A 15,762-nucleotide genomic window follows, 5' to 3' on the forward strand; every position below is an offset into this window, starting at 1 on the left:
AGACTGAGCGCAGAAAAGCGTCAGTTAATTCTTACCTTGTTGGTTATTTGATTTATTTTCCAAATTTATTGTTTAGCGTTAAAAACCATTTCCCAGATCTTTCAATAAATATCTAACTTAAAATATCATGCTAATTTTATATGCAACAAATATAGAAGAAAATTAAAGCATACTAAATGAATGTGCTCAAATGGCACTACCGAGTTAATTGAACATTGCTAACAGACTAAAGCTTAATAAAATTTGTAATGTAGCCTGGCTTGGGCTGGTTCAATTTACCCCCTACAAATTCAAACAAATTTTCCACAATTAAGTGTAGGTTTTTTCCTAAATATCACCAGATGTTCTTTTTTTGTGTTTTTTGCGATCCAGAGTCTATTCATTAAGTTGATTATAATTCACCATCATAAAAGTAAGGGTTTATTTTTGCTGCTTTTAAGTTTTGAGATACATAGATAAGTTAACTCGACCTTATTAAGCAAACGATAAGCCTTTCCACAAATAGTCGCAGTTAATATAAATGAGATGAATATGAACTTAATTTTTCGCAGCTTAGTGGTCGCTACGGGGGTAATTTACATACCAATGCTTCACGCTGAACCATCAACCGCTTCCCCCAGCTCTTCTGTACAAGATTCTACCGATACAACACTCTTGGCAGCTTCGAACCAAAATTTAACCCAGTTGCCGCCTTTTCAAAACGGACACTTTTATTTAGGTGGACGTCTTGGCTGGGCTGCTTATGATGGCGCATGTGGCACTTCTGCTTTAGATTGCACCGATGATACTTTGGGCTATGGCTTATACGGGGGCTATCAATTCAATTCTTGGTTTGCTCTTGAAGGTGGAGCAACATCTTATGGTTCACCAGATGCTCGTTATTCCATAGGCAATGTCTCTGCAGACGTTTATGGCGGAGAAATTGCTGTCAAGCTAGATTATCCTCTAACCGAACGTATAAATGTGTTTACCCGATTAGGGGGTGCATACCAATATATCGAGAAAGAAATCTCTAGAACTCAGGGAGATTCAAGTAGTCACGACTGGAACGTACTCTCTTCATTAGGGGTTAGCTATCGACTTTCCCAAAACTGGTCGGTACGAGGCGAATATCAATTCATTGATGGAATTGGAGATAGCAACGTGGGACAAGCAGACTCCCACTTCACGTCTATTGGATTAACGTATCACTTCAATCAGCAGACACCCATCATTGAGCCTAAACCAATTGAACCAGCGATTCGTTATGTAACTATTGAGAAACCGCTCTCTCTCAGTGCACAAACGTTATTTGCGTTTGACTCTACTACTGTTGTCACGAATCAGTCGCTAGATTTACTCGTAGAACAACTCACGTCCTATCCTGAAGATAAAGTACAAATCCTAGGTTATACCGATAATTCCGGCTCTGAAGCTTACAACCAACGCTTATCAGAGCAACGTGCTAAAGCAGTTGCTGCCTATCTGACAGAAAAAGGCATTGATGCATCTCGCTTAACCGTCGTCGGTAAAGGTGAAGCAAATCCCGTTGCTTCAAATGATACGCAACAAGGGCGAGTTCAAAACCGTCGTGTTGAAGTACGATTCGACACAACAATTAATCAAACTCTAGAAGCTACTGACAAGCCAAATAAGACGAACTAAGAGGTAAAAAAATGAAGAAGTTATGGCTATTTGGCCTTTCATTGTGCAGCATCCTTTTAGCAGGATGTAACAATGGAGATGAAGGGCTGGTTGATGTACCAGACGGGGGAATTAATCAAGCAGTTTCCATCGTTGTCACTCCTAAAAATGCTCAGATCCCTGTTGGGCTACCACTTCAATTCGAGGCAATTGCTACGTTAGATGATGGTACAACTGTCGATGTAACGTCCAACCCTTCACTAAGTTGGTCCTCTTCCAATAACGACATTGCAACTATCGACAATCAAGGTTCATTAACCAGTGTTTCAACTGGACAAGTAACTATTACTGCAAAAGGCATCAACAAAGATGGCTCTATCGTTGAGGATACCTCAAATGTAACTGTCACAAATGCTGCGGTCACCGAGCTTCTCGTGACACCAAAAACTGCTTCTGTTGCGAAGGGATTAAGTCAAGCATTTAAAGCCGAAGCCATTATGTCTGACGGGCAAGTCATTGATGTTACCAAAAACCCCGCATTAACTTGGAGTAGCAGCGATACAGCAGTTGCCTCAATTAATGATGATGGTACCAACAAAGGACAAGCTTTGGGTTTAACTGCGGGTACGTCTGAGATTAAAGCGCAAGGCATGGTAGGTGATAAAGAGTTTTCCGACACAGCAGTATTGACAGTGAATGAAGCCACAATTCAAAGCTTCAACGTCTCCCCTGACGCAACTTCCATACCTGTAGGTTTAGATACAGTATTAAAAGCAGAAGTCACTCTGACAGATGGCTCAGTAAAGGACGTAACGCAAGAAGCAGATTGGACAACAACAGATTCTACAGTGCTCGACGTTAATAATACAGAGGGCAACAAGGGTTCTATCCACGCTAAAAAAACGAACACGTCGCCAGTAGATGTCATAGCCTCAATTACCGTAGCTAGGAAAGAGTATACCGACAGCACGGCTATCACAGTCAATACTGCGACAGTAACTGCCCTTTCAGTAACACCAGAAACAGCCACCCTACCGGAAGGCTTAACACAAGAGTTCATTGCCCAAGCCGAATTATCTGACGGAACATCTCTCGATGTAACAAAGAACACAGCTGTTAGTTGGACAACCAGTGATAGTTCTATTGCGACGGTTGATAAAGGGATAGTGACTTCGGTAGCAGAAGGTAATGTAACAGTAACAGCCGTTGGTGTGGTTGGAGCACAGAGATTCTCAGACAGTGCCACATTGACTGTCACACCGACGGTCGTAACGAACATTATTATTTCACCGCAATCAGCAAACACTCCTGTTGGGTTAACCAAGCAATTTAGCGCAACTGCAGTCTTCTCTGACGACAGTGAATTGGATGTTACAAACAATGCCGCAATTAGCTGGACTACAGGTGAAGCAACTATCGCAACAGTAAGCAATGATGCGGATGGCAAAGGAATAGTAAAAGGTGAATCCGTAGGCAAAACAACGATAACTGCCACCGGAGTATTAGGTAGTCAATCCCTACAAGCAACGGCAGATTTAGAAGTTACTAAGGCTGTCATTACTGATTTCCAAGTGACACCTGCAATCAGCGCTTCGGCACTTGGATTGCCTACTTCTTTTATCGCAACCGCAACGCTTTCCGATTCGACATCACTCGATGTAACGAATAACCCAGAAGTAAGTTGGAGCTCTAGCAACACCGGAGTAGCAACAGTAACAAACGGAGAAGTTGACGGAAATGGTGTTGCTACCGGCGTTGCTGTCGGTGTAACCAGCATCACAGCCTCAGCAAGCGTTAACGGAGAGAACTGGCAATCATCAGGAGAACTCACCATTAACAATGCGACTATTGTTGGTATTTCTATAGACACGACAGATAACGAAGTTGCTGTTGGAAAAACATTAACAATGAAGGCGATTGGAGAACTATCTGATGGCAACACTACTGATTTAACTGCAGATGACCGTTCAACTTGGGTGATAGAGGACACCTCTTTGGCTTCTGTCTCTAACGCTGCTGAGGATAAAGGCACAGTTACTGGGATTAAGCTAGGTAGCACCAATATTACCGTATCTGGAGAATTTGATGGTTTAACGCTAGATGCAACAACAGCATTGAATGTAGTTGGTCCATATCGTCGTCCATTATTAGCAGATGAAACCGTATATGAGGAAGATACAAAAGAAGAGATCGTTTATGTCGACAGCACAGGTACAACTCAAATGCCTGGACCTGGCCCTGATATTTATGGTTATGCTGCAGTAGAGATTGATGTAGCCATTGCTGAGTGTCAGCTAAGAGGTGAGGAATTGGCATCAAATCCAACATCGCTAGCGGCCTACTTGAATGAAGGCAATGATGAAACGTCAACTTGGCCACTCAACTTTCGTTATTTCTGGACGACAAAAATGAGCACTGGCGAGGTCGACTCTTGGTTTGAATACCGTGACTCTGTGTTCTTTAACGATGATACGGCGAAATTCGAGATTTCAGGACAAGACCCTAACTCGCATGCATTTGTTATCTGTGAACACAAATAGTGCTTAACGCTTGATATATAAAAAGGATGGCTGTAAATGACCATCCTTTTTTAATTGGCTCAACCGCTATTTAATTCATTATTGAAAAATCGCGTTCATCCACATCGATTGTTCGAACCTCCAACTTTTCGCCACACACACCATATGCCTCCAGCACCCGGTTCGTTACCGACTGTCCACCACTGGTTTTCCCATTCACTCCCTTTCCAAGAGACGCGTTCGCAAGGAGAAGCGTAAGTTTTGCTCGACTCCCATTGAACACCGTTGGGAGTGGTAGGTTGTGCTTTTTGCACCACTCTCACTTCTGCAGAATCAGAAGTTACGCCATCACTTACCGTTAATAAGAAGCGGTAAGTAATGGCGGCTCCACTTTCATCAAAGACTACGTTCGTCTTTGAGGCGGAAGGTGATGCCAAAATAGCAAGAGGGCTTGAAGGGGCGAGTTGCTGCCATTGATAGATCAATTGGTCGCCATCCGGATCGCGAGAAGCAACCCCAGTTAAACTTATCGTCCCAGCACCTGTCAGTTCGTATTGGTTGCTGGTTGCGACAGCGATTGGAGATTGGTTTACGTCTGTACTGTCTTCACTCTTGACGTACAACAAACGATTTGGTGAACCGCCGCCCACATTGTAAAGAGCGTTTACCGTGCTATTTTCTATCAGCAAGCGTTTTAACTCACTCGGCGATGCTTCGGGCTCTGCTTCTAACAATCGTGCAACTTGACCGGCTACATGTGGTGCTGCCATTGAGGTACCGGACATTGATTGATAACCACCATGGTTGCGGGCGGAAATAATGTTGGCTCCTGGAGCAAACAGCGTGACACACTCCCCCCAGTTAGAGCTATACCAACGGTAATCGTCGTTGGTGGATGCCCCAACCGTTATTGAGTATTCAGAGTGAGGTGTTTTGGTACAGGCATCGGTGTTATTGTTCGCAGCCGCGTGTACAAATGGCAGGTTGTATTCAGTAATAAGCCTATCAACCGCTTGGTCGAGTGGAGCCCAACGAGAACTTCGAGAAATACTGTAGTTGATGACAGCTGGCTGACCTTGTTGTTTAGCATGTTCAATGACCCAATCAAAAGACTTAAGAATCTGGCTTCCCCAACCTTTGTTCTCACAATTCAAGACTCTCACCGAATAGATGTCTGCCTCCGGTGCGATACCATATTTACCTCCAGCGGCTGTACCCGCAACGTGAGTACCGTGACCATGGCAATCAGAAGCATCGCTATCGTTATCAACAAAGTCCCAACCAGATTGAACACGCCCCCTAAAATCCGGATGAGAAAAATCGATACCTGAGTCGATAACATAGATTGATACGCCTTTTCCGGTGTATCGCCCTACTTCGTATTCTCCATCCAAAGGCAGCTCACGTTGGTCAGAACGATCCAATCCCCAAGAAGCGACTCGTTGTGAATTCTGGCCATGTACACCGTCCGCGCTAAAGATAACGTCTGGATAAACACCTTTAACCTCCGTCATCTCTTTTAGCTTCTCGGCTTGACCTGTCGATAGTTTTACAGAGAAGCTATTGAGGTTTTGGTAGATACTATCAGCCAAAATGAGGGCATGAGTTCGGGACGAACGCGTGTGAACTGACTCAGGCACGTTCGCCAAACGTTGCAATACTTGATTTGCTTTTTCTTTGACAGAATTAACCTGTGTACTTCGCGTCATTTTCTTTGGTGAACTCGCATCATCTAGGAGGACGATGTAAGTTTCACTTTGAGATGCATTGGCTGGTAAATGCAGCGCAACCGGCAAGGCGCAAAGAAATAATCTCTTGTAATTATTCATGTTTTCACCCTTATGAGATTCCATGAAAAACGTAATTTGTGGCTAGTATTTCTAATTTAGGTTTCTTGCAACATTGCATTTAAGAACACTGATTGTTCGAAGTATTAACTTTTCGCCAAACACCCCATGTTCCATCCGAGCCCGGCTCCGTATCTTGAGTCCACCACTGGTTTTCCCATTCATTCTCTTTCCAATAAACGCGTTCACAAGGCGTTGCGTATGTTTTACCTGCCTCCCATTTTGGACTTGATTGAGTCGTCTCCGCTTTCTGCGTAATCACTGCTTCTGCAGAGTCCGAAAGCTCACCATCGCTGACGGTTAAGGTAAATCGATAAATGACTTCACTCGTACTGCCAACAAACCGTACTTGGGTGTTTGCTTCTTTAGGGGATTCAATAACTGCAAGTGGAGATTTAGGAGAAGTCTGCTGCCATTGATACACTAAACCGTCACCATCAGGATCATTAGACTTTTCACCTATTAACATCACGGTTCCCGATCCTGTCAATTCACCTTGCGAGCGAGAAACAATAGCGTTAGGCGCTTGGTTTTCCTCACCTTTTGACTCAACCAACATCACCTTTTCTTCCGTATTCGGTGCAAACGAGCCGCTATCCATCGGTGATGCCCATTGTCCAACGGTATTACTCAAGTACAGTCTGTAATCTTTGGCCGTACCATTTACGTTGCCGTCTTGTCGCGGTAGATATTCAACTCGGGATAACGCGACACTTTGACCTAAGTCGATGATGATTTCGTGTGGAGCTTTACCCACAGGAGATTGACTCCAACGTGAATGCCAAAACGTATCAGGATCACCATCAATAGCATTGCTTGCCGGACGTGGATATTGAGTTTCTTGGCTAGAAACCGAGACAATTCTCATGTTATCCGGAGACACAGTACTGCCAGTTTGGTCAACAAAAGTCAGTTCTGCCGCAGAAGCAAAGTCTTGTCCTTTAATCTCTGAATCAATAACAAAGCGTGCGTAACGATAACGGTTTTGGGGCTCTGGTTGAGGGTCATCAGCGACATTCAGCTGCCATTGACGTTCACTGATAAGACGGTTGCTTGGGTCACGTTTCACTTTTTCAGTCGTGTCTTTCACGACCACTTTTAGAACATGACTTCCAGAGTCGAGATTTGTCGGGTTTACCGTTATTGCAGCCTGATCACCTTCTAAAAGAACGTCTCCATTTAAGGACCATTGAATAGCCACTCTGTCAGTCGGAATAGGTGTCGATACACTGAAAACTCGTTCGCTTTCCAATGCGACCGTGCTCGAAGAAGGAGAAACTGAAGCAACTGGGCTGATCGTCTCATACATTTTAAGGATCAAGGCTTCGCTATTCACTGAGCCAAATTCAAGGTTTGTTCCTAAAGCACGCATCAAGGAGTTTTTGGTCGGACGATATTTTCCAGTCGCACAGTATTGCGCGCCTTCGAACAGACCAACCTCATGATCATGTGCCATCCAATGCGACCATTTCACATTGCTTGTTTGCATCGTGACATTTTTTGCAGAGGGTTCACCATTCAGATTACAGCTACCGTAGCTGTATTCGTCCGCAAGCTTGCCGAAGGTATGACCCACTTCATGTAAGGCAAGTCCAACCGCACTGCTGTGGGTCGACATGGTTGCGACATTTCCGTAACCTACTCCACCGTATTTTTCTGTATTGGAGACAACAAGGAAAATCTCGGTCGCGGATTCCGGCAAGGCAGCCTTAGCTTCATTCAACGAAACAAAACGATCTTTGAGTAGCAACAATCGGCTTGAACTGTCAGGGAAATAGCTTTTAAACGCGCTGCCATCGAGTGGAGAACCAATACCGATACCTGATTGCTGGCTAGCTTTTTCGATTAACCAAACGTTGAAATAGTCTCGGTAATCGCGATAAGGTGACTTAGCAAAAAAACCATCGGTAATCAGTTTTGCATCACTTCGGAATTTTTCTTTCTCTCCAGCGGTATACCCATCTCCCAACAAAACTAAGTCGATTTTGTCATTTGGAGACCCATTATCAATAAATTTGTAGGCAGATGTGGAAACACTACGTGTTCGAAGGGAAGCCAAACGCTTTGGTTGCACCATGAGCAGTTCAATAACTTCGCCAGCCTCATTTAAACTGTAGAAGCGAACAGAACTTCCTCTCTCTAACGTCGCTTGCTGAGCATGATCTAAACTCACCATTCCCTGCTCAAACCACTTTTCATGGGCCACGACAAATTCGCCTGTTTGCTCTTCAAATTCTTCAAACTGCAAGTATAAAGGGCTTTTAATATGCAGTAGCCCAACACGCTGATGAGCGTCGTTAAGGACTTCGATCGCGATAAGCGCGGGTGTTTCTAGCCCCAGTTCTTCTGCGGTATAAGCCACCCTTGAGGCATCACTCATCACTTCGATCTGGAATTCTTTTCCGATATGAACATCAGCTAAAACGGCTTGCGGAACAGCACTGAAACACGATAGTGCTACAGCAAGTAACTTCAATTTTGGTTTAATCATATTTTTCTCCTTGTTTCCTAGCGTTTGCCTGGCTGACAAGTACAACGTGCCCTTGCCCAAAGGCATTGGCCTCGGCAATTGAAAAAATCATTTATTGAGAATGAAAAAGACAAGTCGGGAGGCAGTTCTCCCGACAAATTAACGACGGAAAAGCATCATGGACATGCTACGCCAGCATTCTTCCATACACTTGATGTATCCGGCTGATCACCACGCGTCCACCACTTCGCCTCATACTTCACGCCGTTGTACGTCACTTGATCACCGCCGGAGTAGGCTTTTTGAGTTGACCATGGCAGCGCTACATCACTGATGAGCTCCCAGGCATCGCTGTTATCAGGTTGATTGTTCTGGCTCCAGTATTTTGCCTTCCAAACGAGCTGCTTGTGGCTGACAAGATCACCACCCGAGTACGATTTGCTTGCTGACCATATAGCGTAGTTCGCCGCATTTGGGTCACTGATGCTGCAGGCATTGTTGTTGGCTTTGACTTTCACAATCATGCTTGAACTGGCACTTTCCCCTGCTGGATCAGAGACGATCACACGAACCGTAAATTGGCTATCCACTGTTACTTCTGGAACCGTCAGACGAATAGTGCCTACTGATACAGGCTGATAAGCTAGGTCAGCTGTATGCCATTGATATGAAAGTACATCACCATCTTGGTCCAATGCCGTTGCGGTAATCTCAATAACTGCACCAGATTTTGCCTCCTTGCTTTTCGGGAGAAACACTTGAGGCGCATGATTTTGGTTTGCTTGAGGTTGTGCACTAATCATCACCGTATCTTCAGAACTTGCTTTTCCATCGGAGACCGTGACGGAAAAAACGTACGACTCCGCTTTGTTCGACTCCGGCAAAATAACACTGGTGTTAACTTTGTCGGTCGACTGAATGGTCGCAGGTAAACCCGAGATTTGCTTCCACACATAAGTTAACTCATCGCCATCGGCATCCGCTGACTGCTCTGCAGATAGCGTAATGGTTGCGCCTGACAGTACAGACTGATCTTCACCAGCATGAGCAACAGGTGCGCTATTCTCCGTTGGAGTTGAGTCGGTTAAGGAATCAGACTGAACAATAGAGACTTTGAGGTCTTGCTTTGGTTTCTCAATGTCTAGCGAACTCAATACCGTGTTATCGCAGACAACTTCTGCTCTTGTCGGTGCATCCGCTTGCTTGAGGTTGATGTGGAACTTGTTCATCACGTTATCGTCATAACGGAATCCAACCAACTGGTAGTTATCCGTTTGGTAGTTTCTACCGTTATACACTCTGACATAACATCCATTTGTGTTTAGGATCTCTGCCGGAGTCGGCTGATAAACAAAGCCATACGCACCATGTAATGCTGGGAAAATATAACTATTAAGTGTCTGCTGAGGGTCGTAGTAACCGACGAGCGTAGTAACAGCGACACCGCTATCCGTAGGGACACGTGTCGGGTTATTTTCCGCTACCTGAGCTTCACTGGTTTCTTGCCAACCTTTACCGTCGCTGATGTAAAACTTGCTGTCACCACGATTCAAGTTCACCGATTGGCCATTAATATGAACTGTCACGCCATATCCAGAGTAACGTGCGACGTTCACCACTTTACCCGCGACAACATTTACAGCGCTCGGCAAGTAAATATCGCGAATCCAACGACCGTCGCCCGTTTCTACCTTTGTGATATCAAAGTCACTGATGTAACCCAACAGCGCTGAACCTGAGATGTCATCTTTGATCGTATTTAGTTGAGATTGCGAGGCGATGGATTTGGCCAGCAAGAGCGCTGGTTGTTCAAACTCTTGCATCGTTTTGGTTTCATCGTTCCATTTACTAAAGCCAGTCGACGATGCCTCATCAAACGCCGCTTTCTTTTCCATAAAGGTCTGAATCTTTTCTAGTACAAACGGAGTGTGCAGAGTGTATTTGGAAATCGGTGAAGTTGGCTCACCGCCCCCCATTGCATCTCTGTTGAACTTATAGCCTTCGAAAGCTGGGATTCCTATGCCGTCGGTACAACAAACCTGATCCTGACCATTACGCTTGCTCCACATGAAGTTAGCAATAAAACGCTGTTGGAATTGATCCCAACCCCATGCAGAGTTTATGTCTGTAGATGGCCGATGCGTTGTGCCATCCGTGCCACCCGGCCAGTGCCCAAGGCCAAAGTTATGTCCGACTTCGTGACTCCATTCATTACCTAACGATGAGTCGATAGTTACCATACCGTTGCCACCACTGCCACCGTGAGCAACCACACCATTTTGATAACGCCCTACTGCGGCAATCGCTGTAATTTGATTCGCCGTATATGGATGTGCTCTCTCTGAGATCGCTGTTGAAGAGTTGATGCCATAGTTTGCTAGGTTGATGCCGTGCGACATCAGAATCTTGGTGGTATACGCACGCATATCCCCTTTGTGCCAAGTGCCCGTGCTCGGGTCTAACTCGGTTAACAAGCGACCATCTGGCAGCATCACTTTATTGAGTTTCACTGTTTCGTACGGGTTAACGATCAACTTGCTTACCGGAATTTTTTGGAAGTAGTCTCTATGTCTTTCAGGATTATCTGCGAAGTAAAAACGCCCCCTTGGATTGGTTAACATCCCTAAATCCATCGTGTTTATCAGCAATTCGTTCGGCGCACCAATATCCAAACCGGAGAGGACGCCTGATGTGCTTCCATTCAGGAGCTCTAGAGTAAGGCCGGGCTGTATCCAAGTCGCTGGCAGTGCCACTGACCACATATCTTGCGCATACGTAATATCGAGGTTTGAACCATCGTGACTCGGAAGTTGCTCTGGTGGGTTCAGTGACAGCACACCTAATTGCTCACCTTTAACATCGCGCCCAATCACTTTCACTTGCGTCGAGTTCAGTACGTGTTCGACAGGTTTAACAAGCAGCAAAGTATCACGCAATGCAGTGAGGTGCGGCCTAGGATCGCCTTTATCGTTGTGATGAGGAACCGTGATGTTTTGCGCATAAATGACCATCGCCTCAAAATCACCCTGTAAGTCATTAGTCGGCTGATTATTATTGAACGGAATAACCTGAGCGTGAGTAACGCCCGTGAATAATAATCCGCAAGCGACACTTAACCCTATACTGACCTTATTTATTTTCATACCTTTCCCTTATGTTTGTATTTCAACCACTTTGTTTATTACTTTTATTTCCCAGCAATTGTAAAAATCAACTTCATGAAATCAGATTTTTCCCGAGAAAGATCAGGTTAAAACCTTAAAATATTTCTTATTGAACACGCGCGAACAGAGCTTCCATTTCATGGATTTAGAAATTACTTAATTAGTTTTAGCGAATTTAAAGCTCTAGCCTGAGAATTAACACCGCTTTCAAAGTCATCAAGACAACAACGACAAACTAAGCACTCAGGCAAAAAGACAATAAATTTCAACACGTTAAATTAGTTTAAATTATTGAAGTCATAAATTAATTAAATATTTAGCAGCATATTTCTGTAAATAAAAGTTAAATAAATAAGTTTTAAACCAACCTCTTGTTGTTGAAAAGATCAGACTTTTACTACAGCACTATTATTTTCATCCGACTGATAAATAAGAAGATTAAAAAATCTCGCATAAAGTCTGTTTAATATGGAATAAGAGTCATGAAATTCATTAGCCAATAACTCGTGCTTCATAACTTACTGAATCAATACCTCAATTTTCAAAACTCTATTTGAAATTCATGATGTTTCGGAAATAAAAAAGCGGAGAAGGAAAACCTTCTCCGCTTTGTGCGTTATTTCTACGTTCTTATACGTTCTTATACGTTCTAGGGAAACCTAAGGTGTCACGTCTGTAAACGTAAACGTCCCGTTATCCAATTCGCGTTTCACTTCTTGCTTTTGGTCAAAATCAATCTTAGTCAGGTCAACTTTCTTGATTCGACTGTCGTGCATCGTGGTGTAGTACAGCGCCTTGTTACCTTGATCGATCACCGAGGTCCATTGCGTCGCACTCGGCAAATCAGGGATGTGTTCACGATATTCGGGCCCAAATTCTGTACCAATTGGAATATCGAAGTTGTTCAGAATGTGGAATGCTTGTGACACCGCCTCTTCGCCCGTTTTTGATTCTGGCGCCGTGTTGACGAAAAACGCCGCACGAACAAATCGTGATGGTGGCGTAATGTCACCAGGCATACCCAAGAAGCCAGAGCCAATACCGAACGACTTCGCCTCAACACCACCAAACTTGGTTGGCGCACTAGTGCCCGGTTGCAAATGAATGTAGTTATTTAAATTGGTCACTTGCCATGGGAACGTTGGTGAGTTCGTTAGTACACCGACTTCGTTGTCGTAGATGTGTACTTGGCCATGATCCATGATTTCAATGACGATGTTGTTGCCCGCTTTGTCGGTAACACGCCAGTGCCCAGTTGGTGAAGGCTGCCCTTTCTCATCGATATAAACCGGAACAATATCGATGTTTTTCATCGCTGTTTTAACTTCATCGACGGTTTTGAACTGCGACAGCATCCAACGAACAAAGTCCATATCAGCGATGCTGTTTGCACGGTCTTTCGCATCGTACGCTTTTAACGAGCCGTAACCTTTGAAGTAAAACAAACCAGCAGTCAGTCCCTCTTCATTGATGCCTTCACCAATGAAGCGATCGTCACTGACGGAGATCCCAACAAAGCCATACTTACTCTTCCAACTCAAACCTTGTTTCTGGTCCGGCATAGTCGATGTAAACGTGTAATCACGGGGAGCAACAATCAACTTGCTGTTGAGATCGTTTTCGCCCCACTCAATTGTGCGAGCATGAATGTGGTCATTCGCCACAGTAGAAAGAGAGATGCCAGTACAAGCACTCGCCGGAACGATAATGCTCGCAGAAAGTGCCATAGCAAGGAGGGTTTTCTTTATCATTTTTAGATCCACCAAGGAGGGGTAACATTTCGCGATTGTAGTCCTTTCTAGGCAACTTACAATCGAAAAGATATCAAAATGGTGGAATATAAATTTGCTCGTATAGGCGCAAAATAGCGCTCTAGCTATTAGAGCACTACTCCTTACTTACTATAGAACCCCTAAGTTACCTTCAATAATTACTGGGTACTCAGAGATACCTTTCCGCGGGTCTTCTTCGATAAGTTTGACCAAGTATTCTTTATCGGACTTTTGATTAAGCTTAAAAACGATGACAATTCGATGGCCCCTAAGAAACTCGTTAATATCAAACGCATCATCATTGGCGACTTTATCTCGGCGAAGTTGAAACAAATAGAGAGTATCGAAAAAGGAAGCATAATACCCAGTATTAACGATATGAGTATTAGAAAGGTAATTCACGTCCATCTTATACCTGCCATGAGAGCCAATAAGCTTAACGTTTCTGTCGCCGAAGTCTCCTTCCAACAGAAATACACTGGTAAAAGCATTCAACCAAGGAATGGACAATAGAGTTATAAGTAGTGCTAGGTAGATGAACACCTTTTTCTTTCTTCCCATTTTCACCATCCTACCAAGCGTCCGTTAAAAACAACTTCATCAAATAGATGCTCACTCTCAGATTTTTGCATTTTTCCAACCCATTTCCCGTCACCACGGTCTGCAAGTTTGACGTGTGTTAACCCACGAAAATAACGAGATAAATCTAAACTGATCACTTTCTCAGCGAACTCAGGCTCAAGGCCTTCGATGTAATTCCCATCAAGTGAAAAGAAATACATCGAACTGCCCAAAGACGCGTAGATACCAGTGTGAACGCGGTACACTTGGCCGTCAAAAGTATGAATAGTTTTGTAGAAACCCGATTTGGCCGTCAATAAGATCTCATGTTCTTCATCTTGAAAATGGGCATAGCCAGAAAAATAAGTGCCAAGAGAAAAGAACCATGGAAGAAAAAACGCAACACTCAAAACAAAAAGTAATCTAAAACTGAGTCTTTTTACGTTAGCCACCAGCACCTCCAAAACAGTCAAAACATTCAAATGCCTCTCTGTACAGAAAAAAGAAGATAACCAAACCAATAATGAGACCTAAGGATATCTCCCAAAAAATTGCCTTTCTAATTAGCTTTTGGATACCTGTATGCTCAACTAATGCCTGAGACTTAATTTCCCTTAGGTCAGACTTTCCATTGTCTGAAAGGTCAGCGGAAGTAGGTAAATCGGTGGATGTTAATGGCTCATTTTGCGATGAATCCAACTCAACCACGACATCTTCATGCTCTATGGCAACGTTTTTAGCATTGATGAATACATACCCTTCACCAGGGAGGTTATTAATCTCAAACCCCAAATCTAGAGTATCTAGCTTTTTTCGTAACTTCATGATCGCAACTGCTAATGAGTTATCCCCTACAACTCGGCCCGGCCACCCCATCTCGATAAGTGTCTGTTTATCTATCACCTCACCATGAGAGTCACAAAATGCAAGTAGCAAATTGTATTCGCTTCGATTTAATTCAAGTGGTTGATTACCCCTTCCCGATTCACTGTCGATTAAAGTAATCGTTCTTCTCACGGTATCAATAGAAAGTCGTTCGTACATCTTTAACCTCGTGCAACCCCATTACGCATTAAATGTTGTATAAAAAAATATAAATTCAAATTATTCATAAAGTTATCAATTCAAATTGATTGATTTCAATCACTTTTAATCATCGATAAAGCACTATTAACAGCCTTTTATTTCCAAAGTTTTGCTCGATCGATTCAAATTGCTTTCGACACAAAACGGCTCAATTTCATATTGGAGTGTGAGCCTGTGACTTTTTAAACATAGGTGAAAAACATGAAACTTAATACATTTTTCTTAATGGGTGCGACGGCAATCGCAATGTCATCTGGTACAGCAAATGCTGAGGAAGCAAATGCAGAAGTTATTTGGAGTGGTTTAATTGGGAGTTCTGTTCCTAGCGACAACTTAACTATTACTGGTGAAGGCGGTGGCGAAATCGCTAGCGGAACTCTTTTTATCGAAAATGATGGCAAATTCACTTCTACAGAAGTGATTCTTGAAGCTCGTGATTATGACTCTGCATTAGAAACCGTCGGTGACCGTCAGCCGCTGGCAACGTGGTCATACATCAGCGCTCAAGTAATGATGGGTGGTTCAATGTCATACGAAGCTGACGTAGCGGTAACCGATCAACTATCAGGCACAACGTTTACTAAGGGTAACTTCGATGAACTTCAAACCAGTGTAGTAGCTCTTACTATTAAAAATGAACAACCTATCACTGACATTGAAGTAAAAGGCGAGGGCCAAGTAAGTGTTCAAATGACCGCTAGCTACGAAGATGGCCTTTAA

At 43.7% G+C, this 15,762-nt stretch carries 10 protein-coding genes; 3 read left to right on the top strand and 7 right to left on the bottom strand.

Annotated features, from left to right (window positions below; translation table 11 throughout):
* Positions 1-585: 585 nt before the first annotated feature.
* Positions 586-1,644, top strand: coding sequence for an OmpA family protein (locus L1076_RS18585; RefSeq protein ID WP_237304249.1), 1,059 nt, complete (start codon positions 586-588; stop codon positions 1,642-1,644).
* Positions 1,645-1,655: 11 nt separating this feature from the next.
* A complete protein-coding gene (locus tag L1076_RS18590) occupies positions 1,656-4,163 on the top strand; it encodes an Ig-like domain-containing protein (protein WP_237304250.1) in 2,508 nt (835 codons plus the stop codon).
* A gap of 95 nt (positions 4,164-4,258) precedes the next feature.
* Here L1076_RS18590 and L1076_RS27015 read toward each other — a convergent pair whose 3' ends face one another.
* The 7 genes from L1076_RS27015 to L1076_RS18630 all read right to left on the bottom strand — a co-directional run bounded on the left by L1076_RS27015 (position 4,259) and on the right by L1076_RS18630 (position 15,000).
* On the bottom strand, positions 4,259-5,971 hold the full coding sequence (locus L1076_RS27015) for a S8 family serine peptidase (RefSeq protein WP_275424168.1): 1,713 nt from the start codon (positions 5,969-5,971) through the stop codon (positions 4,259-4,261).
* Positions 5,972-6,050: 79 nt separating this feature from the next.
* Positions 6,051-8,480 (bottom strand): M64 family metallopeptidase, encoded by a 2,430-nt coding sequence (locus tag L1076_RS18600; RefSeq protein ID WP_237304251.1) that lies wholly within the window; start codon positions 8,478-8,480, stop codon positions 6,051-6,053.
* A gap of 155 nt (positions 8,481-8,635) precedes the next feature.
* Positions 8,636-11,602, bottom strand: a complete 2,967-nt coding sequence (locus tag L1076_RS27020; RefSeq protein WP_275424169.1) for a M66 family metalloprotease — start codon at positions 11,600-11,602, stop codon at positions 8,636-8,638.
* 680 nt (positions 11,603-12,282) lie between these two features.
* A complete protein-coding gene (locus L1076_RS18615; RefSeq protein ID WP_237304252.1) occupies positions 12,283-13,374 on the bottom strand; it encodes a choloylglycine hydrolase family protein in 1,092 nt (363 codons plus the stop codon).
* Positions 13,375-13,524: 150 nt separating this feature from the next.
* On the bottom strand, positions 13,525-13,956 hold the full coding sequence (locus tag L1076_RS18620; RefSeq protein ID WP_237304253.1) for a hypothetical protein: 432 nt from the start codon (positions 13,954-13,956) through the stop codon (positions 13,525-13,527).
* Positions 13,957-13,958: 2 nt separating this feature from the next.
* A complete protein-coding gene (locus tag L1076_RS18625; RefSeq protein WP_237304254.1) occupies positions 13,959-14,408 on the bottom strand; it encodes a hypothetical protein in 450 nt (149 codons plus the stop codon).
* Positions 14,401-15,000: a winged helix-turn-helix domain-containing protein gene (locus L1076_RS18630; RefSeq protein WP_237304255.1), complete on the bottom strand. Its 600-nt coding sequence runs from the start codon at positions 14,998-15,000 to the stop codon at positions 14,401-14,403. Before L1076_RS18630 ends, L1076_RS18625 begins: the two co-directional genes overlap by 8 nt.
* 243 nt (positions 15,001-15,243) lie before the next feature.
* Here L1076_RS18630 and L1076_RS18635 point away from each other — a divergent pair, with 243 nt between their 5' ends.
* On the top strand, positions 15,244-15,762 hold the full coding sequence (locus L1076_RS18635; RefSeq protein WP_237304256.1) for a hypothetical protein: 519 nt from the start codon (positions 15,244-15,246) through the stop codon (positions 15,760-15,762).

Source organism: Vibrio sp. MMG023, assembly GCF_021654215.1.
GTDB lineage: Bacteria > Pseudomonadota > Gammaproteobacteria > Enterobacterales > Vibrionaceae > Vibrio > Vibrio jasicida.

Excerpts from the sequence above, each read along its gene's own strand:
- L1076_RS18585 (WP_237304249.1), top strand. The coding sequence starts at position 586 with ATGCTTCACGCTGAACCATCAACCGCTTCCCCCAGCTCTTCTGTACAA.
- L1076_RS18590 (WP_237304250.1), top strand. The coding sequence starts at position 1,656 with ATGAAGAAGTTATGGCTATTTGGCCTTTCATTGTGCAGCATCCTTTTA.
- L1076_RS27015 (WP_275424168.1), bottom strand. The coding sequence starts at position 5,971 with ATGAATAATTACAAGAGATTATTTCTTTGCGCCTTGCCGGTTGCGCTG.
- L1076_RS18600 (WP_237304251.1), bottom strand. The coding sequence starts at position 8,480 with ATGATTAAACCAAAATTGAAGTTACTTGCTGTAGCACTATCGTGTTTC.
- L1076_RS27020 (WP_275424169.1), bottom strand. The coding sequence starts at position 11,602 with ATGAAAATAAATAAGGTCAGTATAGGGTTAAGTGTCGCTTGCGGATTA.
- L1076_RS18615 (WP_237304252.1), bottom strand. The coding sequence starts at position 13,374 with ATGATAAAGAAAACCCTCCTTGCTATGGCACTTTCTGCGAGCATTATC.
- L1076_RS18620 (WP_237304253.1), bottom strand. The coding sequence starts at position 13,956 with ATGGGAAGAAAGAAAAAGGTGTTCATCTACCTAGCACTACTTATAACT.
- L1076_RS18630 (WP_237304255.1), bottom strand. The coding sequence starts at position 15,000 with ATGTACGAACGACTTTCTATTGATACCGTGAGAAGAACGATTACTTTA.
- L1076_RS18635 (WP_237304256.1), top strand. The coding sequence starts at position 15,244 with ATGAAACTTAATACATTTTTCTTAATGGGTGCGACGGCAATCGCAATG.